Origin of the sequence: Aquimarina macrocephali (assembly GCF_051627225.1) — a bacterium.
GTDB classification, from domain to species: Bacteria; Bacteroidota; Bacteroidia; order Flavobacteriales; family Flavobacteriaceae; genus Aquimarina; species Aquimarina macrocephali.
Genome location: NZ_CP151795.1, coordinates 692,501 through 716,474, shown reverse-complemented (window position 1 = coordinate 716,474; position 23,974 = coordinate 692,501). Strand labels below are relative to the sequence as shown.

Annotated in this window: 21 protein-coding genes, 2 tRNA genes and 2 rRNA genes (1 of these 25 only partly in view); 21 read left to right on the top strand and 4 right to left on the bottom strand. The window is 33.2% G+C overall.

Going from position 1 to position 23,974, the window contains the following annotated elements:
- Positions 1 to 16: 16 nt before the first annotated feature.
- Both AAFU52_RS03230 and AAFU52_RS03225 read right to left on the bottom strand, forming a co-directional pair.
- Positions 17 to 2,485, bottom strand: coding sequence for a hypothetical protein (locus AAFU52_RS03230; protein ID WP_438425377.1), 2,469 nt, complete (start codon positions 2,483 to 2,485; stop codon positions 17 to 19).
- A gap of 137 nt (positions 2,486 to 2,622) precedes the next feature.
- On the bottom strand, positions 2,623 to 3,225 hold the full coding sequence (locus AAFU52_RS03225) for a ribonuclease HII (protein WP_438425376.1): 603 nt from the start codon (positions 3,223 to 3,225) through the stop codon (positions 2,623 to 2,625).
- 282 nt (positions 3,226 to 3,507) lie between these two features.
- Here AAFU52_RS03225 and AAFU52_RS03220 point away from each other — a divergent pair, with 282 nt between their 5' ends.
- From AAFU52_RS03220 to AAFU52_RS03180, 9 genes are all read left to right on the top strand, one after another.
- A complete protein-coding gene (locus AAFU52_RS03220) occupies positions 3,508 to 5,490 on the top strand; it encodes a putative porin (RefSeq protein WP_438425374.1) in 1,983 nt (660 codons plus the stop codon).
- A gap of 6 nt (positions 5,491 to 5,496) precedes the next feature.
- A complete protein-coding gene (locus tag AAFU52_RS03215) occupies positions 5,497 to 6,084 on the top strand; it encodes a Crp/Fnr family transcriptional regulator (RefSeq protein ID WP_024771900.1) in 588 nt (195 codons plus the stop codon).
- Between the two features lie 45 nt (positions 6,085 to 6,129).
- The gene (locus tag AAFU52_RS03210) at positions 6,130 to 6,741 is read left to right on the top strand and encodes a hypothetical protein (protein WP_438425372.1); all 612 of its coding nucleotides are present in this window, start codon (positions 6,130 to 6,132) and stop codon (positions 6,739 to 6,741) included.
- A gap of 59 nt (positions 6,742 to 6,800) precedes the next feature.
- A complete protein-coding gene (locus tag AAFU52_RS03205) occupies positions 6,801 to 7,193 on the top strand; it encodes a hypothetical protein (RefSeq protein ID WP_035092867.1) in 393 nt (130 codons plus the stop codon).
- 202 nt (positions 7,194 to 7,395) lie between these two features.
- A complete protein-coding gene (locus AAFU52_RS03200; protein ID WP_024771902.1) occupies positions 7,396 to 8,196 on the top strand; it encodes a DUF7079 family protein in 801 nt (266 codons plus the stop codon).
- Between the two features lie 156 nt (positions 8,197 to 8,352).
- A complete protein-coding gene (locus AAFU52_RS03195; RefSeq protein WP_438425369.1) occupies positions 8,353 to 9,384 on the top strand; it encodes a helix-turn-helix domain-containing protein in 1,032 nt (343 codons plus the stop codon).
- Positions 9,385 to 9,487: 103 nt separating this feature from the next.
- Positions 9,488 to 10,609: a serine hydrolase domain-containing protein gene (locus tag AAFU52_RS03190; protein WP_438425367.1), complete on the top strand. Its 1,122-nt coding sequence runs from the start codon at positions 9,488 to 9,490 to the stop codon at positions 10,607 to 10,609.
- Positions 10,610 to 10,896: 287 nt separating this feature from the next.
- A complete protein-coding gene (locus AAFU52_RS03185) occupies positions 10,897 to 11,508 on the top strand; it encodes a hypothetical protein (RefSeq protein ID WP_024771905.1) in 612 nt (203 codons plus the stop codon).
- Positions 11,508 to 12,557: an alpha/beta fold hydrolase gene (locus AAFU52_RS03180; protein WP_024771906.1), complete on the top strand. Its 1,050-nt coding sequence runs from the start codon at positions 11,508 to 11,510 to the stop codon at positions 12,555 to 12,557. Before AAFU52_RS03185 ends, AAFU52_RS03180 begins: the two co-directional genes overlap by 1 nt.
- 16 nt (positions 12,558 to 12,573) lie before the next feature.
- Here the strand turns inward: AAFU52_RS03180 and AAFU52_RS03175 are convergent, their stop codons facing one another.
- Complete coding sequence (locus AAFU52_RS03175) at positions 12,574 to 12,726, bottom strand: hypothetical protein (RefSeq protein ID WP_161635318.1); 153 nt, start codon at positions 12,724 to 12,726, stop codon at positions 12,574 to 12,576.
- 326 nt (positions 12,727 to 13,052) lie between these two features.
- On the opposite strand from AAFU52_RS03175, the gene AAFU52_RS03170 reads away from it, so the two are divergent.
- On the top strand, positions 13,053 to 14,000 hold the full coding sequence (locus AAFU52_RS03170) for a PD40 domain-containing protein (protein WP_024771908.1): 948 nt from the start codon (positions 13,053 to 13,055) through the stop codon (positions 13,998 to 14,000).
- A gap of 83 nt (positions 14,001 to 14,083) precedes the next feature.
- Here the strand turns inward: AAFU52_RS03170 and AAFU52_RS03165 are convergent, their stop codons facing one another.
- A complete protein-coding gene (locus AAFU52_RS03165) occupies positions 14,084 to 14,473 on the bottom strand; it encodes a hypothetical protein (RefSeq protein WP_438425365.1) in 390 nt (129 codons plus the stop codon).
- A 167-nt stretch (positions 14,474 to 14,640) separates the two neighbouring features.
- Here AAFU52_RS03165 and AAFU52_RS03160 point away from each other — a divergent pair, with 167 nt between their 5' ends.
- The 11 genes from AAFU52_RS03160 to AAFU52_RS03110 form a co-directional block, all read left to right on the top strand.
- Positions 14,641 to 15,054 carry a winged helix-turn-helix transcriptional regulator gene (locus AAFU52_RS03160; RefSeq protein WP_024771910.1) on the top strand — a complete coding sequence of 138 codons (414 nt, stop codon included), beginning with the start codon at positions 14,641 to 14,643 and terminating at the stop codon, positions 15,052 to 15,054.
- A 90-nt stretch (positions 15,055 to 15,144) separates the two neighbouring features.
- Positions 15,145 to 15,687: an HD domain-containing protein gene (locus AAFU52_RS03155; RefSeq protein WP_438425363.1), complete on the top strand. Its 543-nt coding sequence runs from the start codon at positions 15,145 to 15,147 to the stop codon at positions 15,685 to 15,687.
- Between the two features lie 2 nt (positions 15,688 to 15,689).
- A complete protein-coding gene (locus AAFU52_RS03150) occupies positions 15,690 to 15,983 on the top strand; it encodes a hypothetical protein (protein WP_024771912.1) in 294 nt (97 codons plus the stop codon).
- A gap of 3 nt (positions 15,984 to 15,986) precedes the next feature.
- Positions 15,987 to 17,132 (top strand): helix-turn-helix domain-containing protein, encoded by a 1,146-nt coding sequence (locus tag AAFU52_RS03145; protein ID WP_024771913.1) that lies wholly within the window; start codon positions 15,987 to 15,989, stop codon positions 17,130 to 17,132.
- A 157-nt stretch (positions 17,133 to 17,289) separates the two neighbouring features.
- Entirely contained in the window at positions 17,290 to 18,369 is a 1,080-nt protein-coding gene (locus tag AAFU52_RS03140) for a serine hydrolase domain-containing protein (protein WP_024771914.1), read from the top strand.
- 136 nt (positions 18,370 to 18,505) lie between these two features.
- Positions 18,506 to 19,360, top strand: coding sequence for a helix-turn-helix domain-containing protein (locus AAFU52_RS03135; RefSeq protein ID WP_438425360.1), 855 nt, complete (start codon positions 18,506 to 18,508; stop codon positions 19,358 to 19,360).
- 122 nt (positions 19,361 to 19,482) lie between these two features.
- Entirely contained in the window at positions 19,483 to 19,971 is a 489-nt protein-coding gene (locus AAFU52_RS03130; protein ID WP_438425357.1) for a DUF2938 domain-containing protein, read from the top strand.
- 742 nt (positions 19,972 to 20,713) lie between these two features.
- Positions 20,714 to 22,235: ribosomal RNA gene (locus tag AAFU52_RS03125) — 16S ribosomal RNA — on the top strand.
- Between the two features lie 185 nt (positions 22,236 to 22,420).
- A tRNA-Ile gene (locus tag AAFU52_RS03120) sits at positions 22,421 to 22,494 on the top strand.
- 198 nt (positions 22,495 to 22,692) lie between these two features.
- A tRNA-Ala gene (locus AAFU52_RS03115) sits at positions 22,693 to 22,766 on the top strand.
- A 230-nt stretch (positions 22,767 to 22,996) separates the two neighbouring features.
- Positions 22,997 to 23,974 (top strand): 23S ribosomal RNA (locus AAFU52_RS03110); it runs 1,842 nt beyond the window's last position.
- The 16S and 23S rRNA genes sit together here with 2 tRNA genes alongside, the layout of an rRNA operon.

The following is a 23,974-nucleotide window of genomic DNA, read 5'->3' as shown; positions in this document are numbered from 1 at the left end:
TTTTTTTAACAATGGATTAATTTATTTGGTAGATGAGCACGCCATTTTCTTCTCCCTGAACTACAAATTCTAGATTAGGATCTTTATCCATATTGCCTAAACTTAGTACAGAATTACCATATACCGGGAAATTAGGAAATAACTCAGCATTGCTATCGTATAAGTATACTTTTTTGGCTTGTATATCTGTAATGGTAACATAAATCTTATTATTGATAAAATAAAGTTTAGGCTCTGTATACACTCCAAAATCGAGTTCAAGGGTTTTGCCTTTTATGGTAAGTTTATTTTCAGAAAAAGTAACCAGAGTCTTATTGGTAGCTACCATTCTATTATCCTCGTGTAAACTTAGGTTTTGTTCTACAGCATTACCATCATTTTGTACTTGAATTAATTTTCCGCTTTTGGTAGTGGATGTAAATTTGTTCAGATATTGATACCATTCGTTTTTAGAAAAATCAACTTTTTCTTTTACATTAACTCGTGGTTTACCTAATCGATCCAGGATCGTTAACTTTCCATTTTTTTCAGAAAGTAAAATATAATCTTTGGTCCCAATTCTAATATGTTTCGGTGGTAAAATAAGATCTGTTTCTGTGTTTTTAAATCTAAATCCAGTTACAGCTTTTGCTTCAGCATCAAACATTTTTATTTCATTGCCCTGGGTAATAACAATACGATAACGTTTGCTTTTGTCATAATCAAATAGCACGAGTGGTTGTGTAATTGGTTTTTCGAATGTCTTAGGATATGGTTTTACATCTTTTCCATCACGATCAATCAGGTACATGGTATTGGCAGTACTAAATAATAGTTGATATCTACCATTTTTGTAGATATCTATTTGTTGAATATCGCCAAGTATTTCACCATCGATTTGTTTTTTCCAGAAAATAGCACCTTTATCAGAAATTAGATACATGTTGTTTTCGATGTCCTGTACTGCTACATCCATGCCTTTGGTTCTGTGGTTTTTAACAAGAATGGGTTTGGTTAGTACCTTATTCTCCAACGTAGTTGATGCAGTTTGCGTTACAGACGTTGCCGCCCCTTTAGCTCTGTTTTTTTGTAAGATGCTATGTACATGAGCAAAATCATTTTCTTTTATAACCTGTACTATTCCTATTTGATATCCTTTATCTTTAAGAGCTTCCCATTGTGATGAATATTCTTCTTCAACGTTTTCAGAGATATATTCTTTTATGTTTTTGATATTACCTGCTATTAATATCGAAGATTCGTCAGATAAATCTTTTATAGTTGTTTTGTAATACTCTTGATCATGGAGTAATGTCTGATTTAGAATATTGGCAATAACATCTCTAAGAGCCTTGGTAGAAGATCCGAAAATGATAAAATCATCCCGAACAAAATAATACTTGGCATCAAAATCGCTAACCAAAGGATTAAGGATTTGGGAAAAAGCAGCGGAGCCTTTATAACTGTATATAGGTGTATTTCTATAGGTATCTATTTTGTCTCCAGCCAAACTCTCTTGAGCAGTTTCGGGACTTAGAGAATTTAGAACTAATATATTTTCTTTGTCCAGAAAAATCATGCCTATTTCAGAAACACCTGATAATATATCGTCAAGATCCCCAGGGATATCTTCTAATTCCCTATCCTGCGCTATAGATAGATTTTTTTTCAATACATCAAAATCATCATAAGTATAAGAGATAAAACCTTTTGCGGTAACAGGTGTAACTTTCGAAATCTTATTTTCCTGAGCGATAGTGTTATCAAAAATCCCAATGGTACTGGATAACGAATCTTTTTCTATAGCAATACCATCCAGATACATTGCATCTTGACCTATAGTAGCATCGGCAGATATCCAACCGCTAAAATTTTGCAAGCTTTCCAGTTCTGTATTAGGTAGTAAAGCATTGTGAATGTTTTGTAGTTTTTTCCCGTTAACCAGTACAGATAGTGTGTTTTCGGTGCCAGAAACTTCATATACTTTTTGTAAATCTTTATCAATAGGAATTGGAGCGGCTTGCATTCGTATTGCATTTTCGATCAATAATTGAGACGAAGAGGCAATAAGCAAACTATCCTGTCTAGTGGCAAAAAATGATTTTCCTTTTGATGTAACCTTATAAATGGTATTCTCCGAATAATTTATAGTTTCAATTTGTTTTGTGTTAAGTGAATCGGTATTGATTACAGAAGGGTCAAATTTTGAAATATACGTATATTCATAATCGTTTTTCCCTAGTGGAGAGAAACATAAAATGCTTTCAGTTTGATGGGTTTGATCCAGGATAGACAAGTTTTTGAAGTATTCAAAAAAAGCAATCTGGTTATTGTTTTTGATAAAATTATTATCTCTTAATTTACTGGCAGCTCCTTCAAGGTCATTGATTTTTATAATGATTTGAGTATCTCTTGGAATGTGATCCAGTAAAGAATTTGATTTTTTCGATGTATCGTCACAAGAAATAGCAATAAAAACTAAGAGAACTGCAACTATTTTTTTCATTATGCCGATGCGTTTTGTATTCCTGAATTCAGTTGTCAAAATAAAAAAGTTCAATTTCCTGGTTTGCAAAATAGATATTCTTGTTTAATGATCGAAATATAATTGGAGTTTTTCTCCCGTAAGCGTCAAAGATATAATTATTTAAGATTTAGTGTAAGTTGTTCTGGTAATAACCTAAAGCTTTTCCTGTGATATTTGGTAATACCATATTTACGAATGGCATCTCGATGTTCTACTGTTGGGTATCCTTTATTCTTTTTCCAGTTGTACATAGGGAACTCTTCATGTATTTTTTCCATAAACTCATCACGATATGTTTTTGCCAATACAGAGGCTGCTGCAATGTTTAAATATTTTCCATCTCCTTTAATAACGCAAGTATAGGGTGTATTATGATATGGCTTAAACCTGTTTCCGTCTACAATTATATGTTCTGGTTGAGGTTTTAACTGCTCTATTGATCTTTGCATAGCCAAAATAGAAGCATTTAAAATATTAATCTCATCAATCTCTTCCATAAAAATATGTGTCACACCATAGGTCAAAGAGGAGTCTTCTATTATGGGTTTTAATTGGTTTCTTTTGATTTCGGTAAGTTGTTTAGAATCATTAAGAACCGAATTATTGAAATCATCGGGTAAGATTACGGCAGCTGCTGTGACCGGACCTGCCAGGCATCCTCGTCCGGCTTCATCGGTACCGCATTCGAGAAGGTCAGGATTTAGTTTTAATGTAAGCATAATACGAAGATACAGTATGCATAGAATACCTAAAAACAATTTTTTGAAATTGATGAAAAAGTTAACTTATAGGTTAGAATTTTATGATGAGGATTCTAATTACATAGAATATAACATTTTATAAGCGCTAGTAGATTACACTTAAAAATGTAGCGAAGCGTTATATTCTGCAGGAGTTAGAAACTGGAATAGATTTTCTAATACATAAACCAAATTATACAAACAATGAGTGTCATTTACTTTCGTTAAAAAAGTATATTTTTGCCACAGTTTAGCATTCTAATGAGAAAAAACATAATATTTATAGTTGCACTTTTATCGGCTTCGATGATTTGGGCGCAAGGAGACCAGAAGAGAGAAGATGATTCTAATCTAGGAGATGGATCTCAAGAACCCAGAAAATCGTTAAGGCAACCAAAGACTAAAAAAAAGAAGCCACCGGTTACAGAATATAAGATCATAACAATAAAAAGTGATACGACATATCTGGATACAACATTGACCATACAAAAGGATTATAAGTTCAATTATCTGCGTAAAGATGATTTTGAGTTACTTCCTATTCATAATGTTGGGCAAACCTATAATAGTTTAGCCAAGCAAGAAGAAAGAGATCATATATTACCACTAATGGGGGCCAGAGCCAGGCATTTCAATTTTATGGAAGCCGAGGATATAGTATATTATCAGGTACCTACTCCTCTTACCGAGTTGTATTTTAAAACCACCTTTGAACAGGGACAGCAATTAGATGCCTTTTTTACGGTAAATACTTCACCAAGACTCAATCTTTCGATTGCTTATAAAGGTGTGCGGTCATTAGGGAAATATCAACATGCTTTAACAAGTACAGGTAATTTTAGAGCTACAGCTAATTATTCGACCAAAAATGAACGATATAAAGTGCACACACATTTTGTGTCACAAGATTTGCTTAATGAAGAAAATGGAGGATTATCAGAAGAAGGGGTAAATCAATATTTGGCGCAGGGAGAATTTGTTGGAGAAAGTAGTGAATTTTCTGATAGAGGATCAGTGTCTGTTAATTTTCAAAATGCCGAAAGTATATTGCTCGGAAAACGATTTTATCTAAATCATCAATACGCAATATTTAAAAAAACAGATAGTTCTTCTACAGCCTTATCGGTAGGACATATCATGGATCTTACAGATAAGAGATTTAAATATGATCAGGTAGCAATTGCTCCTAATAATCTTTTGGGAGCGTCCTATGTAACTGCAAATATTGCAGATAATGTAGCTCTAGAAGATTTTAGTAACCAGGTGTATGTGGATTTTACAAATAAATGGCTGGGAAATTTACGTGTACTAGGAGGAAGCTCTAATTATAACTACGGGTATAATGCGATTGTAAATCAGGTAAATAGTTCTGGTGCTCAAATAAACATAACCAATCGTATTAAAGGAGATATATATTCTGTTGGGGGTGAGTATAAGAATACATATAAAGGGTTTCGGCTATTTGCCGATGGGATGACCATTGTTTCTGGTGACTTTACAGGAAATTATTTTAATGCAGGTGCAGGATATGATCTTAATGAGAACTATGGTATTCGAGCCAAAATAAGTTCTAAATCTGTTGCGCCAAATTATAATTTTCTGCTCTACCAAAGTGATTATGTAAACTATAATTGGCAAAATAATTTTGATAATACCGAAACTCAAAAAATACAAGTTAATATTAAAGCCAGGAAAATTGCCGAGATAGAAGCGAGCTATGCTACGATTAGTAAGTATGCCTATTTTGCAAAAGATGCAAATTCTGCAATTGTCCCTCTACAAGCTCCAGAAAGTATTGATGTATTAAAAGTAAAACTTACACAGGGACTTAAATACTGGAAACTAGGTCTTGATAATACTGTGATGTACCAAGATGTTCAGGGAGGAGATCAGATATATAATGTGCCGGAAATAACAACCAGAAACAGCTTGTATTATCATGATCATTGGTTTAAAAAAGCATTGTATTTACAAACAGGGGTAACCTTTAAATATTTTACAAGCTATAAAGCAGATGCATATGATCCTGTTTTGTCAGAGTTTTATGTTCAAAATATCGAAGAGATAGGTGGTTATCCGCAGTTTGATATCTTTTTTAATGCTAAGGTGCGACAGACAAGAATCTTTTTTAAAGTCGAAAATTTTGGTGAAGCCTTTAGGCAAAACAACGAGTTTTCTGCACCAGGATATGCAACACGTGATGCTGTATTGCGTTTCGGTTTGGTTTGGAATTTCTTTTTGTAAACGTTTATGAATAAAGAGGAAATAATTGACTTAATTAGTGAGGAATATTCTCTTTTAACCTCTGATTGTAAATCAGAATTATCAAATAACTCCAGAATAGTAACCCCAGAAAAGAATACAATTCTTGTTAAGGAAGGGCAATTCTCTGATAAAACATTCTTTATAATAAAGGGATGTGCAAGAGCATACTATCTAAAGGACGGTAGAGATATTTCTGACTGGTTTGCTTTTGAAAATGATTTTATATGTTCAATAAATAGCTTCTTCCTTAATATTCCAAGTCCTCATTTTATCGAAGTACTAGAAGATTCTTTACTATTAGAAATATCAAGAGAAAATGTAGAAAAACTATCAGATAAATATTCTGATTTTGAACGTCTAAATAGAATTGTGGTCACAAAAACCATGCTACAGCAACAAGAACGAATTGTATCAATCCAATTTCAATCGGCAGAACAGAAATATGAAAATATATTGTCTATTTATCCAAATGTCACCCAAAGAATACCTTTAACACATATCGCCTCATATATTGGAATTACACTAGAAACATTAAGCAGAATAAGAAAACCTAAAAAAGCGAATTTGATATAAATCAAATGATACGATATAATTTAGATTCACCTTTGTGAAAAAACAATGAGACGAATTCATTATATCTCAGGGATAACAATTACAATTTTTATAAGTTTTCATTTGTTTAACCATGGTTATAGTCTTTTTGGAGTAGAGGAGCACATCCAATTAATGGATAAATTTCGTTTGGTTTATAGAAATGTATTTGCCGAAACTTTTTTGTTGATCGCGGTATGTGTTCAAATTTTTTCTGGGATACAACTATTTTTGAAGAGAAGAAAAAACACCACTGGTTTTTTTGAAAAACTACAAGTATGGAGCGGATTATATCTAGCCGTTTTCTTTCTGTTTCATCTTGGAGCAGTATTCTCAGGGAGATTATTTTTAGATTTAGATACCAATATCTACTTTGGAATAGCGGGATTGAATACTTTTCCGATAAATTTATTTTTCATCCCCTATTATGGGTTTGCTATATTTTCATTTTTTGGTCATATTTCGGCCATTCATTATGCCAAAATGAAAAATAACGTATTGGGGATTACACCTAAAAAACAATCTGTTTTAATACTTGTACTTGGTGTTATATTAACACTGGTACTATTTTATGGATTAACAAATGGATATAAGGGAATTGAAATACCAAAAGAATACCATATTTTGATAGGAAAATAGAGTACGAACACACAATACTAAACAAAAGAGACCGAAAAGAATACGATAAAAATTGATCTATGAATGTGTATGTATGTATAGCAGGAATTCTGTGTTTTCTCTTAGGAATTGTTCACTCAATTCTTGGAGAATATTTGATTTTTAATAGCAAAAGGAATAAAGGAAGCTTGGTTCCGTCAAAAAAAAGCGAAGCATTAAAAGAAAGGCACTTAAGGATATTATGGGCAACCTGGCATTTAGCTTCAGTTTTTGGTTGGGGTATCGGAGCGATATTGATCAAAATTTCAGCAGAACAAAATGAGCTAGATTCAACTAGTATTGGTTTTATAATTCAGCCAATCATATATACAATGTTTTTGTCATCTCTTTTGGTTTTAGTAGGAACTAAAGGAAAACACCCGGGATGGGTAGTTCTTTTAATAATCGGGATATTATTAGTGATTGGAAACTGATCAAAAACAGTGGGATACTATAGTATACTAGATTGCATGACCTGGGTTTAATTAAAACTGTCAAAAAACGGGGCCACGAAATCTGATTTTGTGAGATCGTTTTGGTATTTTTAGAAACGTTTATTAAAATGTGTGCAAAAATACATAATGAGTATATGCCTACCAGTACATATATATTATTGTAATAGTGCATTTGAGAAAAATGAAAACCGAGAAAGAAATTATAAAAGAATTAAAAACAAAATGGAAAATAAATCCATTCGATTTTTGGATTCCTCTTTCCGGAGTAACTGAAGAAAACACTTGCTATTTTGATAGCTTTGAATTCAATGAAAAATTTGGTTTTGACAAATTAAATAGAATTTATAACAACCTGAAAACCGGAAGGATTTATGAATTCACTTATCCTAAAGAAACTAAAGTTATTGATAAACTGAACATAGTTGATTTTTCTGGAGATGATACTTTTTACGTTGATGAAAATGTGAGCTTTGTGATTTATTACACTCACGAACGAACTATTGCTTTTGCTGGAATAGAATTGATAAATCAAATAAAAGAAGAATGGGTTGAATTTGAAAAATTCATTAATCCTTGGGAAAGAGATAACTCAATTGATATAGAACTTGAACTTGAGAAAAGAATCCCAATATGGAATTCGATTTCTGAATTTTATTTAGATACGGAATTACAAGACGAGAATTACGAATCGATAACTACTATTTTTTTAAATTCTGATTTACATATTTCGGAATTAAAAGAAATTGACTTGTATGAAGTTTTTCCTGTATTAAAAGGAAATTTAATGAGTATTGCCGGAGAATGGAATGGTTTTGACGAAAAATGGCTAAATGAATCTTGTACAAAAGCATATTTAAAAAGAAAGAATAGTCTTTTCAGATGGAAAACAAAATTGTACAATCGATTTTTATATTCTATGAGAAAAGATCATTGGACCGAAATAGAAAACCGAATAAAAATGCACTACAACAATGGCTATTAGTCTGGCATTGTAAAACATTAAACGAACTCTTGAATCTTAAAATGAAATTTACAATTGATATTAATAACCCTTCTTAATATTGCAATATTCCAAGGAATAGTTTTAGGGATAATTATTTTAAAATCTCCCCTATTCAAAAGTAAAGCAAATAAGTACTTGGCTTACGCCATTTTTTCACTTTCAATTTCTCTACTCAATTCTGTTCTTGATGATACTGGGATATATAATACTATACCGTTTCTGCGCTTTATTGATATTATAGATTCAGGCATTCTTTTTCCTTTTTTTATTTTTTTATATGTTGTTCATCAAATTGACCACCCGGTTAAAAATTCTAGAAAAAGAATATGGTTATTCACACCTTATCTATACTCCCTGATTTCTAGTATTCTTGATGTAGATGTAATTGCCAATTCACTTCGAATTCCATTTGAGTATCAACTTTTAATGGATATCATTGAACTCATGATAATCCTTTTATTTATTCCTGGTATTTTAATCTACACTTATACTTTTATTAAGTTTTCGAATAACACCAAAGAAAAAAGATGGCTTACCAATCTATGGTTTTTAGCTTCTGTATTATTTAGTTCTTGGATTTTTGCTATACTTTCTGATGCATTTTTAGGTTATGATTCTACTCCTGTTATGAAGATTCTTACCGTGTTTGCTACATTTTTAATACACTGGACAAGTTACTTTGGTATTTTTAAATTTAGACTAGCCAAAGATCAGGAAGAAATTAGGGCATTAATAACTAAACAAAAAAATGATAGCACGATACAAGCTGTCATTGATGTTACACTACCCAAAACATCTGACACAAAAAAAATAGAATCTTTTACTAAAGAAAGTTCTTATTTCAAAAAACTTGAAGGTCTTTGTATTAATGACCAAATTTATAGGGATAGTACATTAGACAGAGATAAAGTGGCTGAACAATTAGGTATAAGTCCTGGCTATGTTTCTCAGCTTGTAAATACAATTACAGGAGATAATTTTTCAACCTATATCAACCGTCATCGAGTTGAAGCAATCAAGAACCTAATTTTAGATTCTGAGTTTGATAATTATAACCTTTTGGCTATTGGATTAGAATGTGGTTTTTCTTCAAAGTCAACTTTTCATAATGCTTTCAAAAAAATAACGGGTACTACACCAAATGCTTATCGAAAAAAATATAAATAAGTGCGGATTTATTCAATTTTAAGGTATTGAAACCCTAAAAAGTCATACTTCATATAGGTTTGCAGAGAAATAATTACAAATACGTTTCTTTAAATCAAAAGATATGAAAATTAAAACAATGACTATTATTGCATCAATTTGCAGTATAATTTTATCAAGTTGTAGTAATGATGACGATTCAATCGATACCCCAAAAACACTCAAAGATGATATAGAGAATCAAGAATTCGTTAAAACCATTGAAGATAACGTTTCAGACTTACCAAAAAATGTTCAAATCGCCATAGCGGTTATAGATAATGAATCTACAAAATACATTGGTGTTTATAATAGTAATAACGTACTAAGAGGAACCAATAATGCAGACAAAATATTTGAAATCGGATCAATAACAAAAGTTTTTACAAGTATATGCTTATCTAAATTAATTACTACAAATAATGCAACACTAACAGAAACATTACAGCATCAATTTGATTTTTCATTACACGGCGGTGCCGATATTAGTTTATTACAGTTGGCTAATCACACCTCTGGATTACCTAGTTTACCTACAAATATTGATGAAGTTGAAGATATTGATCCCAATGATCCATATGCAACTTATGACATAAATCACTTAGAAAGTTATCTGCAAAATCACATCTCTTTAAACTCGGTTAGTGGTACACAATATGAGTATTCGAATATAGGAACGGGAATGTTAGGTTATATTTTGTCTAAGAAAATGGGTATATCCTATGAGGGACTATTACAAAGCCTAGTTTTTGGGCCCCTACAAATGAGTAATTCTACAACACTATTAGCAAATGTTGATGCAACAAAATTAGTAGCTGGACGAGATGAAAAAGATAACCTGGCACCAAATTGGAATTTTTTAGAAGTAATGACAGGGATTGGATCAATAAAATCTTCAGTAATTGATTTAGAAAAATTTGTGCGTAAGAATTTTGAAGATGATTTGATTTATAATTTACCGCAAGAAACAACATTTGAAATTGAGCAAGGTTCTGCAGTTGGGCTAGGATGGCATATTCTAGAAAGCGAGGGGTATAGAATATTAAACCATAATGGAGGAACAGGTGGTTATAGTTCCTATTTGGGACTGGACAAGGATAATAAAAAGGCGATTATCGTATTATCCAATATTACAGGTCTTGGTACATACTCAAATAAAATAACCGAATTAGGTTCTTCTTTATTAGAAAATATATCTGTTGAGTAATATATACTGGTTACTTACATACATCGATAGAGCTCTACTAATCTTCAGAAAAATATATAGATAAGTCCGGATTTGTCCAATTTTAAGGTATTGAAACCTTAAATATGCTTAATACATATACGTTTGCCATCAAAATAAATTAAACATTAAAATGAATTTAAAACAAGATCTAATTATTGCGATTATTTTTTTATGTGTTACGGCTATGCAAGCTAAGGCTACAGAAAAATGTGCTGCAAAAAACTCATCATTAACCACTTTATTTGGTTGTAAATAAAAACAAAGACATGAAAATACGTAGTATTATTTTTCTACTTATGGCTGCTGTAAATCTTCAAGCTCAAAGTCAAACCAGTAGTGCCTCTTTTTTAGATAGAACCGAATTTAAAATAGGGTATTATGGAAATATAGTATGGGATAACGGACTTAATATTGGCGCAGAATATGCATGGAAAAAATATGTTAAGATCAAAGAGCGAAAGAAGGGACAAAAGATCATCACTCACCAATTTTTGTTCAACGGAAGCCTTGGTTACTCCACAAACTTCTCAACACAAACAGATAATGGACTATCTACTTATTATGGCCTTATTTGGCGAAGAACAAATCCCAAAGGCAAGCAATACAACGTGGAGTTAAATCCGCTTGGGTATTATCGTTCATTTTTACCAGAAACGTATGAGGTAAAAGGAGATCATGTTTCTAAAGTTTCCCTTCCTGGGAGAGGCTATTATGCCCCTTCTATTGCTATTGGAATAGGAAAACTTCGTAAAGGGAAAAAACGTTCAGGTTGGTATTTAAACCTTCAATGTACCCTGCGAACAAATTATAATACAGGTACATTACCTGTTTTCTCATTACAATACGGTCATCGGTTTAATTTTAAAAGAAAAAAATAATGCAAAAAATGATTCTTAGTAAAGTAAAAATAGTAGTCCTAATAGTAATAATTTTAAGCGTTTTCTCTTGTTCAAAAGATGATGATAATATTTATGACCTAAATGAAACCATTTTTGTACGGCATAAGCAAGCCGATATGCCGGCATACATTCATGGTAATGCTTCTGAAAAAGTATTCCTAATCATACTGCATGGAGGTCCCGGGGGAACTGGATGGGGGGAAAGAAAAAACACCATTAAAAGCAAAATAGAAAGAAATAATGCCGTTGTTTATTTTGATCAACGTGGCTCTGGCAACTCACAAGGCAGTTATTCTGAAGAAGATGTGAGTATTGATCTAATGGCAGAAGATGTTTTGGCTTTAGTAAAGGTTTTAAAAGCTAAGTATGGTGATGATTCTAAATTCTTTTTAATGGGGCATAGTTGGGGAGGCACATTAGGGCCTGCTACCTTGTTAAAAAATCAAGAAGATTTTTTAGGGTGGATTGATGTTGATGGTGCCCATAATCCAAAAGGAATGTATAATGAATATAAAACTACTTTTAAGAAAATAGCAGATGAGCAAATCGCGCTACAAAATAATGTTGAATATTGGAAAAGTGTACTTGATTTAATAAAAAACGTGGGTACAGATTACAGTAAGGAGGATTTTTATAAATTGAATGGAGAAGCATATAATGCCGAAGAAAAGCTTGCAGATGACGGGGTAATTAACAAACCAAAATCTGATGGTCTTAATAGCTTCCAATATAATTCATTGATAACCATTTGGAATGGCAACAAAATACAGTCTATTTTAGTTAAAAAGGGGCTTTTTGAGAAGGTATCGTTTACCGATAGATTATCTGAAATTACAATACCCTCTCTAGTACTTTGGGGAAAATATGATATTGGTGTTCCTACTATATATGCCCAAGAAGCTTATGACAATTTGGGGTCTAGTGATAAAGAACTTTTCATTTTTGAAAAATCAGCACACAGCCCCATGGATACTGAACCTGATCTTTTTGCTGAAAAAGTAATTGATTTTATCAATCAGCATAAATAGTGAGATGGTAATCGTATTATTCAATATTAAAAGAAGACGAAAATAAATTATATAATAAAGCAAATCGAATAGCTTCTGAGCAAAATATATTTTTAGGTTTAGGAATAGTAGTAATAGATCCAACAAAAAGAACTAACACTATATATTCTATAATTGGAGATACTTTCATTGCTTTTTGTTTACTCTTATTTATCTTGGTTATGATAGCACTTAGAAAGCAAAAAGTTAAAAAAACATAATTAAGAATCAAGTTATGCCAGTTTCAGTAATTGATAAAAAACAAAGAAAAATGACTCTAAAATAAAGATTTGGGCATGTGTACGAGGTTGCCAAATTTTTAAAGCTTGTATTGAGCTTGTCGAAGTATGGCCTTTCAAAAATGAGAAGTTAAAACAAAATATAAAAACTCTATTCTATGCTAATCCATAAATGTAGTATCTTTCTGAGCGCAACGTTTCATGCATAAACTGTTAGCAATTATTTAAATCAGAAAATATGAACAGGAGGTATTATTTCTTATCAATGATTGGATTCGTTTTTATCTTGCAAAGTTGTAAGCCAATTAGCTTAAATAATTCCTATATAGATGAAAAATTACCAGGGATAGTACCTGAACTATTTGCTCCATCTTTTGTAAATACAGATGCTATAGAAATTAATACAGTATTTAATGCTTCGTTTACCGAAATGTTTTTTACCAGAATTATTGATGGTAACTTTATTATACATCACTCTAATTTAATTAATGGTAAGTGGACTGCGCCGCAACCAATACAAATGTATACCGACCAAAAAAGTGAATCGGTTGCTATTGACCCATCAATTACACAAGATGGCAATACCATGTATTTTCTTGGGATTAACCCTGAAGATCGTTTGAAAAAAAGTAAACCAGACATATATAGAAGTCAAAAAATCGATGGTAAATGGCAAATTGCTTCAAAGGTTGGATACCCCATATCAACAGAAAAGTATGTAGAATCCTACCCGGTAGTTGTTGCAGATGGAAGTATATATTTCACATCAAATCGTCCTGGCGGCCTTGGTAAAGGAGATATTTATAGAGCGCAATATCTAGGAGAAGGAAAATTCGATACCCCAATGAATATTGGTTCTGAAGTAAATTCAAAGAAAGGTGAACGTAGTACCTATGTTTCTCCTGATGAAAGTTATTTGATTACCGGAAACACATATACAGATGAGAAAGGTTTTGCAATATCATTTAAAGAAAATAACAAATGGCAAGCTCCGGTTCATTTTGATATTGGTGAACCGCTAAAGAAAGATTGGATTTATTTCTGCCCATATATGTCACCAGATGGCAAGTATTTTTTCTTTTCAAAAAGGTATAGTAATCCTCCTAAAAGTGGATGGAAAGGAGTAACCAAAGGAGAAGTGTATTGGGTAAATGTTAGTGCTATTTTTAAAGACCAAAGAAAATAAACAGTAGACTAGTGATTTATAAAAATATGGGAAATGAATCTAAAACAAAAGTTTGAGCGTGTTTATATGCTTGTAAAACCTTTTTATTTTGAAATTTGATTATTCAATCCTTCTAAGTAGTTTTTCATGCTATTGGTAACAAAACCATCCCAAGCGGCTGAACAAAATTCATAGCATGTTATTTCAGAGGTTAATCCATGATGAATCAAACTTACTTCCACTTTGCCATTATTAACCGGACTAATAATCCATTCTAACTTGGTACCTACCCATTCTTTTTTTACGCCTTTTAAACCCGGAATAATTTGATTAGCATCAATACATTCCCAGGTAATTGAATTAAACGAATCAAACTCTATAACCTTAAATTGATACCAGGGTTCACCCCAAGAAACTGTAAATATATCGCCCTTGCTTTGAACAGGATTACTCGTGTTTCCCCACCATTTACTAATACCCTTGGTTAAAGCCATAAAGGCAGATTTTTCGTTAGATTTAATAATAATTGACCTTTTATAATCCATAAGACTTTGATATTCATTATAACATTCACAATAATTAACTGGTTGCTAAATAAAACCAGTTGCAATGTAGAAAAAGTAATTGTAATTTGCAACTAGTTAGCGAATTGCCATACAGAATGAAAGAATCTAAATCTTATTGCCCAATTAATTTGTCATTAGAAATTATTGGCGATAAATGGACACTCATTATTATTAGAGATATAATGATGGTTGGCAAACGTCATTTTAGAGAGTTGCTCAAATCTGATGAAAAAATTGCCTCAAATATCCTAAGTAATAGGTTAGCTATGCTGGAAAAACGAGGAATTCTTACCAAAAAAAAAGACGACTCTCATAAACAAAAACATATTTACAGCTTAACACAAATGGGAATTGACCTTTTTCCAGTAATTATGGATATTGGTGTTTGGGCATCAAAACATTTACCTGTTGACAAAAAATTAACTGAACATTTGAAAGCATTGATTGATGGAGGAGAGAAAAAACAAAAAGAGTTTCTGGAAGAGTTAAAAAACAATCATTTAGATTGAGTAAAAAGAGTACAAAACAAAAACTATAATTCATTGTGGTTTTTTATCGCAATGAAATTATAGTCAACCGTTGTATATAATAAAATTACTATGACACAAGAATTATATCAAAAAGCAATCAAATTTGCTGGAGAAAAACACAGCAAACAAAAAGTTCCCGGAACAAACGCTAACTATCTTTTACATATTTCAAATGTAGCTATGGAAGTGTTACTTGCTTACAATTTTGATCATTCATTTGATATAGATTTTGCCATACAAACAGCAATTTTGCATGATACAATTGAAGATACAGATACAGATTTTGAAGAAATCAAACAGATATTTGATGAGCCTATTGCTATAGCTGTACAGGCGCTAACAAAAGATGAGAAGTTACTATCCAAAGAAGAAAAAATGATGGATAGCTTGATTCGTATAAATAAATTGCAAAAAGAAGTTGGAATCGTTAAAATAGCAGACCGAATCACAAACCTCCAAATTCCACCAGAACATTGGACTAAAAATAAAATAATTAAATATTGTGAAGAAGCTAAATTAATTTCATCTCATCTTAATAATAAAAATGAGTATCTAAATAAACGACTACAATCAAAAATAAAGGAATATGAACAAATGATTACAACATTATAATCATGGATGAAAGGCTGAATAGTATTATTTCTGAAATTCGGGAAAAATGCAAAAAAGCAAATTGTACTGAATTTGAATACTATTGGGAGTATTATGGATTGCTATGGTACCCCTGGTCTCTTGAGATTAATGATAGATCTGAATCTTTTACATGTAATGATATTTCTTACAGGGATTTAGAAGAATTATGCTCTGAAGGGCTAATAGAGCTTGTTAAGGAATATTCAAAAGATGAAATGGGAGATGAATATGACAGAAAAAGATATCGAATAATAGACAATATACAGCACTTTTAGTATATGGATTTAGGAATTACCTTCTTTTTAACCACAGGAATTGTCATCAATGCAATTATACTTTTGTTATTGATAAAATCTAAAACCAAAGAATCACCGCAGCGATTACTTCTTTTGTTTTTTTCGATAACCCTATTTTACATTATTCACGGTTATGCACAAATTCATAAACTAAAACCCTTATTTCTTACCACTTTTGTGTTTAATGAAATTATTGAATTTTTTACCGGACCTTTAATATTTGTTTATATAAAGTCTCTATTTGAAGGAAAGAAAAAACTAATAAGAAAATACTATATTCATTTTGTTCCCACTTTGCTCTACTTGCTATGTGTATCCATTCCTTTTTTGATCTCAATCATTAAGAAAGAGTTTGTTTTTAACTATTTAAAAACTATCAATGATCATGGTGATTTGTTTGGCGTTTTATTGATGATGTATTTTATTTTTTACACATTATATTCATTAAAATTATTTAACACCTACAAAAGTGCAATGAAACTTAATTTTTCAAACATTTCTGAAAATGATTTTGGTTGGGTGAAACGAATGCTAATTGGTGTGCTCGTGATTTCATGCCTGGATGTGGTATTTACTTTATATGAGACCAACGTCAAAGAGTTAAATTTTGAAACTACGTATTTGACATTAGTTTCAGTAATTATATTAATAGCATATTTAGGGTATTATGGAGTTAAACAGTCAAAAATCCTACTCCCTGATTTTTTGATCAATACACCAGAGAAAAAAGATAAAGAAGGTAAAAAAAACGAATACTTGTCTGGTATGAGCGATGAGGAATTGAATAACCTGAAATTGTCATTAGAGCATGTAATGTTTGTTGGAGAAAAATATTTAGACGAAGATCTTACTTTAAGCAGGTTGGCAAGTGCAATTTCAATTTCTGATAAAAAGCTCTCAACATTTTTAAATCAATATTTAGAGACTACATTTTATGACTATGTGAATAAATATCGCGTAGCCTCTGTCAAGGAAAAAATGAAATCATCAGAGTATGGTAATATTACACTTCTGGGTATTGCATACGAATCTGGTTTTAAATCCAAAACCAGCTTTAATAGAATATTTAAAAAAGAAACCGGTTTATCTCCATCCCAATTCAAATCCTCACTCCAAAAAACATTATAAAAATAGGTGCCAACAGAAGCGTTGGAGCGTTTGGATCGTAGTTTTCATATTTATTTGTGTCAAATCTCAACAGAATAATTACTCGATAGGGTGATATGTAATATTTGAGTAGTATGTAATTTCAAAATGAATATATCAATCAAAAAAAACAATAATTATGAAATCGTATTTTACTTTTATTTTAATTACTTTTTTAAGTGTCCAGAGTTGTACATCTCAAGACGGAAAATTTACAGGTTATGCTACCGCTGTAGTTAATGAGGATGAGGTCTTAGAAATAGAGACATTTGGATTAGCCGATAAAGAAAAAAAGAAGAACTATTCAAAAAATACAATTCAACCGATAGGATCGGTGAGTAAAACAGTTATTGGAGTTTCCTTAATGATAGCCAAAGAGAAAGGACTAATTGACCTGGATAAAGATATCAATGAATATCTGGACTTTAAAATTGTTAATCCGCATATCAATGATTCAAACATCATTACATTACGACATCTGGCAACCCATACCTCTGGAATTATGGATAATGAAAAAATATACGAATCAGCATATGCTTATGAGCTTTCTCCAAAAACATCTTTAAGAGCATACTTATATGAGCATCTTAGTCATAATAGGAAGAGTGTAAAGAAAAGTTTTTCGAAAAAGAAATCAGGAGTGCAATATGAATATTCGAATATTGGAGCAACATTAGCGGCTTATATAATTGAAAAAGTTAGTAAGAAACCTTTTAATGAATTTACTGAAGAAAATATATTCACACCATTAAAGATGAATAATACAGGTTGGTTTTATAAGAATATAAATAGTACACAACATAGTATATTATACGATGAAAATGATCAGGCCATACAACCTTATTCTTGTGTGACATATCCCGATGGAAGCTTAAAAACGAACATACAAGACTTGTCTCTTTACTTAATTGAACTCATAAAAGGATATAACGGAAATAGTACATTACTTACTAAAAAATCGTGGAGTGAGTTATATGCTAAGAATTTTAATGAAAAGAACGAAGTTCAGAATATTAATCCGAGAGAACCTAATACCGGGCTTTTTATGGCTTATTTTAAATCTGGGAAAATAGGCCATACAGGTTCAGATTTAGGAGCATCTGCTTTTATGATGTTTAATCCCAAAACAAACGTAGGACAAATTCTGATGGCAAATGAAGATCTAAGCCCTGATAATTTAGAAAGATTTAAGAAAATTTGGAATAAACTAAGCAGATAAACAGAGCTGCATTTTTATCCGTTTAATTATCTTAGTGCCAATGAAAAAGTAGGAGTATTCTTTTATGTTATAATGCCTTTGTATATGATCTAATGCTTATAAAAAACAAGTTAAACTTAAATCCCCGAGACTTATAATGCAAGACATTCCTGTAAGAAAAGGTAATGCAAACTCAAATGAATCTATTTTTGCAATTAAAAATGTTAAGAAGATGTTGGGTGGAAAACCTATGACCCAGAGTCTTCATAGGCATGATTTTTTCTTTTTACTTGCACTAGAGCAGGGAACCGGTTTTCATGAAATAGATTTTGTTCCTTACGACGTTTGTGCTCATTCGATATTTTTTATTCGCCCGGGTCAGGTACATCAACTTACACTAAATGCAGAATGCACAGGGTATTTACTTAATTTTAATGCCAATTCTTATGTTGCCCATGATAGGGTAAGGATAGAATTGTTAAGAAAAATAAGCAGTTTAAACTTTTATCAACTTGATACGACTAGTTTTAAAAAATCACTATCGATTTTAGATGCTATTTTTCAGGAATTCACAAATAAAGATGATGGATATCAGGAAGTAATTAACGCTAACTTAAGTATATTACTTACAGAACTTAGTCGGAATATCGGAAAAGATCATAAGGACAGTGGTACATCATATTCACAAGAACGACTTCAAGAGTTTTTAGAACTTTTAGAAACACATTGTATTACCTGTAAACGCGCCGCTCAATATGCAGAAATGATGAACCTTTCTTTGTATCAACTTAATGCTATCACTAAATCTACAGTAGGTAAAACATGTTCCGAATTAATTAATGAACACATAATTTTGGAAGCCAAAAGATATCTTTTGGCTACTTCTAATCAAGTAAGTAGTATAGCCTATGATTTAGGATATGATGATACATCTTACTTCATCAGGTTTTTTAAAAAACATATGAAGTGTTCGCCCAAAGTGTTTAGACATAAATTTTTAGATAAATCCTAGTAAACTACAATTTTGTCCTGCTCTAGTAGTTCGTGTGAGTGCTAATTTTGTAGACATAAATAATAACACCTATTTATTATCTACTCCTTAATTGTCTAAATGAATCAAAAAGCAGATTTAAAATGAATTGGATATTGAAAACAATAATTATTGGTATTGGCGCTACATTTACAATGGATATTTGGTCATATATATTAAGTCTGTTTAAAATAAAATCACTTGACTATAGTCTTCTTGGCCGTTGGGTTGGCTATATGCCTAAAGGAAAATTCTTTCATAATAAAATTTTTAATTCTCCCTCGTTAAAAAATGAATTAGTAATAGGTTGGTTATCGCATTATATAATAGGTATATCATTTGCCTTTTTATTGGTATTTGTTTGTAGTAAAGATTGGTTAGCTAACCCAACTTTTCAACCAGCCATTTTAATAGGTCTTGTTACTATCGTCGCTCCTTTTTTTATTATGCAGCCTGCATTTGGGTTTGGGGTTGCATTATCAGATATACCAAATCCAACTATAGGTAGGATAAAAAGCTTGCTTACACATACCATTTTCGGAATCGGATTATACCTAAGTGCAATTCTATTAAATAAAATATCGACGATATAACCCTTTGTTCGTATTTAAAATGAACAATTAGATACTATAGTAGTATACTTCTCTGGAGTGAAAAAACATTTCTATGTTTAGATTGAGATACCTATATCTGGGGTTGTAGTACCATCTATAATTTTGTTGTTTATGTAAAAGGTGTAATATCAGGATATTAAAAAAAAGTTTCAAAATAGTTAAGAAAAGTTGTTGTTAGGAAAGAAAAGGTTTTTATATTTGCCCCCGCAAAACGGGATATTGTTTTGTTAGTTCATTGAGGGTTATTTTTTTTGATTTTAGGGTTAAGAGAAAGTTTTAAAAACTTTATTAAAAAGGTCTTGTCAGAATAAAAAAGGGTTGTATGTTTGCGCCCTGCAAAACGGGATTAAGTTTTGTTAGTTCATTGAGATTTGGTTTAGTTTTTTTCTTAGAATTTTTTTTAAAAAATAAATCAGAAAAAGCTTTGTAGAAATAAAAAGGGTTGTATATTTGCACCCGCTTAGAGAAACAAAGCATAGTTCATAAAAATAGTAGTAATGGTTTAGGGTGTTTTAGTTAGCATTTATGGGGTTCGATTCCTTATTTACAAGCTATAATTAATAGCGATGAAGATCGCTTTATTGATTAAGAAAGTTCATAGACATATTGATTGACAGCGCGTATATAACTAGAGATAGTTTATACAGAGAATAAAGACTAGAAACATATTGAGATACGATTATAATTCCGTTGTATTGTTTTGAATAATATTTAAAGACAAACGATGAAGAGTTTGATCCTGGCTCAGGATGAACGCTAGCGGCAGGCTTAACACATGCAAGTCGAGGGGTAACAGGAGTGCTTGCACTCGCTGACGACCGGCGCACGGGTGCGTAACGCGTATAGAATCTACCTTGTAGTAAGGGATAGCCCAGAGAAATTTGGATTAATACCTTATAGTATCAAAAAGCAGCATTGTTTTATGATTAAAGATTTATTGCTATAAGATGACTATGCGTTCTATTAGCTAGTTGGTATGGTAACGGCATACCAAGGCTACGATAGATAGGGGTCCTGAGAGGGAGATCCCCCACACTGGTACTGAGACACGGACCAGACTCCTACGGGAGGCAGCAGTGAGGAATATTGGACAATGGAGGCAACTCTGATCCAGCCATGCCGCGTGTAGGAAGACTGCCCTATGGGTTGTAAACTACTTTTATAGAGGAAGAAACAATATTACGTGTAATATTCTGACGGTACTCTACGAATAAGGATCGGCTAACTCCGTGCCAGCAGCCGCGGTAATACGGAGGATCCAAGCGTTATCCGGAATCATTGGGTTTAAAGGGTCCGTAGGCGGGTTTGTAAGTCAGTGGTGAAAGTTTTCGGCTCAACCGGAAAATTGCCATTGATACTGCAAGTCTTGAATTATTGTGAAGTGGTTAGAATGTGTAGTGTAGCGGTGAAATGCATAGATATTACACAGAATACCGATTGCGAAGGCAGATCACTAACAATTAATTGACGCTAAGGGACGAAAGCGTGGGTAGCGAACAGGATTAGATACCCTGGTAGTCCACGCCGTAAACGATGGTTACTAGCTGTTCGGACTTCGGTCTGAGTGGCTAAGCGAAAGTGATAAGTAACCCACCTGGGGAGTACGTTCGCAAGAATGAAACTCAAAGGAATTGACGGGGGCCCGCACAAGCGGTGGAGCATGTGGTTTAATTCGATGATACGCGAGGAACCTTACCAGGGCTTAAATGTAGATTGACAGGTTTAGAGATAGACTTTCCTTCGGGCAATTTACAAGGTGCTGCATGGTTGTCGTCAGCTCGTGCCGTGAGGTGTCAGGTTAAGTCCTATAACGAGCGCAACCCCTGTTGTTAGTTGCCAGCGAGTCATGTCGGGAACTCTAGCAAGACTGCCGGTGCAAACCGCGAGGAAGGTGGGGATGACGTCAAATCATCACGGCCCTTACGTCCTGGGCCACACACGTGCTACAATGGTAGGTACAGAGAGCAGCCACTGGGTGACCAGGAGCGAATCTATAAAGCCTATCACAGTTCGGATCGGAGTCTGCAACTCGACTCCGTGAAGCTGGAATCGCTAGTAATCGGATATCAGCCATGATCCGGTGAATACGTTCCCGGGCCTTGTACACACCGCCCGTCAAGCCATGGAAGCTGGGAGTACCTGAAGTCCGTCACCGTAAGGAGCGGCCTAGGGTAAAACTGGTAACTGGGGCTAAGTCGTAACAAGGTAGCCGTACCGGAAGGTGCGGCTGGAACACCTCCTTTCTAGAGATTTCCTTTTATAAGGAAACCAGAAATGATACGATGGAATGTATCTTGGTTGCTTTTAGTCTTTATGCTGTTAATTAATAATTTTTTTAGTATTGAGTACACTGTGTATTAAGTATTAAGTAAGATTGTTTTAGATTTTGATCTAACTACTCATTACTAACTACTCACTACTAACAAACAGTCTCATAGCTCAGCTGGTTAGAGCGCTACACTGATAATGTAGAGGTCGGCAGTTCGAGTCTGCCTGAGACTACGAAGTCGAAAGACAGACAAGAAGTTTATCCTGAGTTTATCGAAGGGAGTCTGCCTTAGACTACGATTTTTGATTTGTAGATTACAGATTAGAGGTTAAAATAAGTTCATACAAAATATTGAAAAGGAAATTCTAGAAGATAGAGTTTAAGTCACATTATTCGTAATTCTAAATTCGACATTCTGAATTTCAAATAATGGGGGATTAGCTCAGCTGGCTAGAGCGCCTGCCTTGCACGCAGGAGGTCATCGGTTCGACTCCGATATTCTCCACGATTCTTTAGATATAAGGATTGATAGTTTATAAAGCACAGGATTCATGATATGAAAAAGTCTTTATACTCATTAGTTTTATATTTTTGATAAGAAAAACGTTCATTGACATATTGATTTAAAAATACGAGCATTAATTGTTTACAATTAATGAACATAAAAGAGGTTGATACTAATTTAGTTACTTTATTAGTATCGACAAAAACTAAAAGAGCAAGTTAAAGCAAGACGCATAAGCTAATTAAGGGCGTATGGGGAATGCCTAGGCTCTCAGAGGCGAAGAAGGACGTGATAAGCTGCGAAAAGCTACGGGGACAGGCACATACTGATTGATCCGTAGATATCCGAATGGGGCAACCCACTATATTGAAGATATAGTATCCAGCAATGGAGGCGAACCCGGAGAACTGAAACATCTAAGTACCCGGAGGAGAAGAAAACAAAAGTGATTCCGTAAGTAGCGGCGAGCGAACGCGGATTAGCCCAAACCATAATTGTTACGGCAGTTGTGGGGTTGTAGGACTACGATATAAGAGATGTGATGAATTAGAATCCTTTGGAAAGAGGAGCCATAGACAGTGATAGCCTGGTACAAGTAAAGATCATTAATTTAGTAGTATCCTGAGTAGTGCGGGACACGTGTAATCCTGTATGAATCAAGCGGGACCATCCGTTAAGGCTAAATACTCCTGAGAGACCGATAGTGAACCAGTACCGTGAGGGAAAGGTGAAAAGAACCCTGAATAAGGGAGTGAAAAAGATCCTGAAACCATACGCTTACAAGCGGTCGGAGCGCATTTATGTGTGACGGCGTGCCTTTTGCATAATGAGCCTACGAGTTACTTTTACTAGCAAGGTTAAGATGTTCAGCATCGGATCCGAAGCGAAAGCGAGTCTGAATAGGGCGATTAAGTTAGTAGTAGTAGACGCGAAACCGTGTGATCTACCCTTGGGCAGGTTGAAGCTTTGTTAATCCAAAGTGGAGGACCGAACCCGTTGACGTTGAAAAGTCTTGGGATGACCTGAGGGTAGGGGTGAAAGGCCAATCAAACTCGGAAATAGCTCGTACTCCCCGAAATGCATTTAGGTGCAGCGTTGGTATAGTTTTATAGAGGTAGAGCTACTGATTGGATGCGGGGGCTTCACCGCCTACCAATTCCTGACAAACTCCGAATGCTATAAAATGTTTACCAGCAGTGAGGGCATGG

What these genes read in the sequence shown, in the direction of transcription:
- AAFU52_RS03130 (WP_438425357.1), top strand. Translation starts at nt 19,483, where the DNA reads ATGAATTGGATATTGAAAACAATAATTATTGGTATTGGCGCTACATTT.
- AAFU52_RS03205 (WP_035092867.1), top strand. Translation starts at nt 6,801, where the DNA reads ATGAATGTGTATGTATGTATAGCAGGAATTCTGTGTTTTCTCTTAGGA.
- AAFU52_RS03160 (WP_024771910.1), top strand. Translation starts at nt 14,641, where the DNA reads ATGAAAGAATCTAAATCTTATTGCCCAATTAATTTGTCATTAGAAATT.
- AAFU52_RS03210 (WP_438425372.1), top strand. Translation starts at nt 6,130, where the DNA reads ATGAGACGAATTCATTATATCTCAGGGATAACAATTACAATTTTTATA.
- AAFU52_RS03230 (WP_438425377.1), bottom strand. Translation starts at nt 2,485, where the DNA reads ATGAAAAAAATAGTTGCAGTTCTCTTAGTTTTTATTGCTATTTCTTGT.
- AAFU52_RS03180 (WP_024771906.1), top strand. Translation starts at nt 11,508, where the DNA reads ATGCAAAAAATGATTCTTAGTAAAGTAAAAATAGTAGTCCTAATAGTA.
- AAFU52_RS03140 (WP_024771914.1), top strand. Translation starts at nt 17,290, where the DNA reads ATGAAATCGTATTTTACTTTTATTTTAATTACTTTTTTAAGTGTCCAG.
- AAFU52_RS03220 (WP_438425374.1), top strand. Translation starts at nt 3,508, where the DNA reads ATGAGAAAAAACATAATATTTATAGTTGCACTTTTATCGGCTTCGATG.
- AAFU52_RS03145 (WP_024771913.1), top strand. Translation starts at nt 15,987, where the DNA reads ATGGATTTAGGAATTACCTTCTTTTTAACCACAGGAATTGTCATCAAT.
- AAFU52_RS03155 (WP_438425363.1), top strand. Translation starts at nt 15,145, where the DNA reads ATGACACAAGAATTATATCAAAAAGCAATCAAATTTGCTGGAGAAAAA.
- AAFU52_RS03215 (WP_024771900.1), top strand. Translation starts at nt 5,497, where the DNA reads ATGAATAAAGAGGAAATAATTGACTTAATTAGTGAGGAATATTCTCTT.
- AAFU52_RS03165 (WP_438425365.1), bottom strand. Translation starts at nt 14,473, where the DNA reads ATGGCTTTAACCAAGGGTATTAGTAAATGGTGGGGAAACACGAGTAAT.
- AAFU52_RS03135 (WP_438425360.1), top strand. Translation starts at nt 18,506, where the DNA reads ATGCAAGACATTCCTGTAAGAAAAGGTAATGCAAACTCAAATGAATCT.
- AAFU52_RS03150 (WP_024771912.1), top strand. Translation starts at nt 15,690, where the DNA reads ATGGATGAAAGGCTGAATAGTATTATTTCTGAAATTCGGGAAAAATGC.
- AAFU52_RS03175 (WP_161635318.1), bottom strand. Translation starts at nt 12,726, where the DNA reads ATGAAAGTATCTCCAATTATAGAATATATAGTGTTAGTTCTTTTTGTT.
- AAFU52_RS03190 (WP_438425367.1), top strand. Translation starts at nt 9,488, where the DNA reads ATGAAAATTAAAACAATGACTATTATTGCATCAATTTGCAGTATAATT.
- AAFU52_RS03225 (WP_438425376.1), bottom strand. Translation starts at nt 3,225, where the DNA reads ATGCTTACATTAAAACTAAATCCTGACCTTCTCGAATGCGGTACCGAT.
- AAFU52_RS03170 (WP_024771908.1), top strand. Translation starts at nt 13,053, where the DNA reads ATGAACAGGAGGTATTATTTCTTATCAATGATTGGATTCGTTTTTATC.
- AAFU52_RS03185 (WP_024771905.1), top strand. Translation starts at nt 10,897, where the DNA reads ATGAAAATACGTAGTATTATTTTTCTACTTATGGCTGCTGTAAATCTT.
- AAFU52_RS03200 (WP_024771902.1), top strand. Translation starts at nt 7,396, where the DNA reads ATGAAAACCGAGAAAGAAATTATAAAAGAATTAAAAACAAAATGGAAA.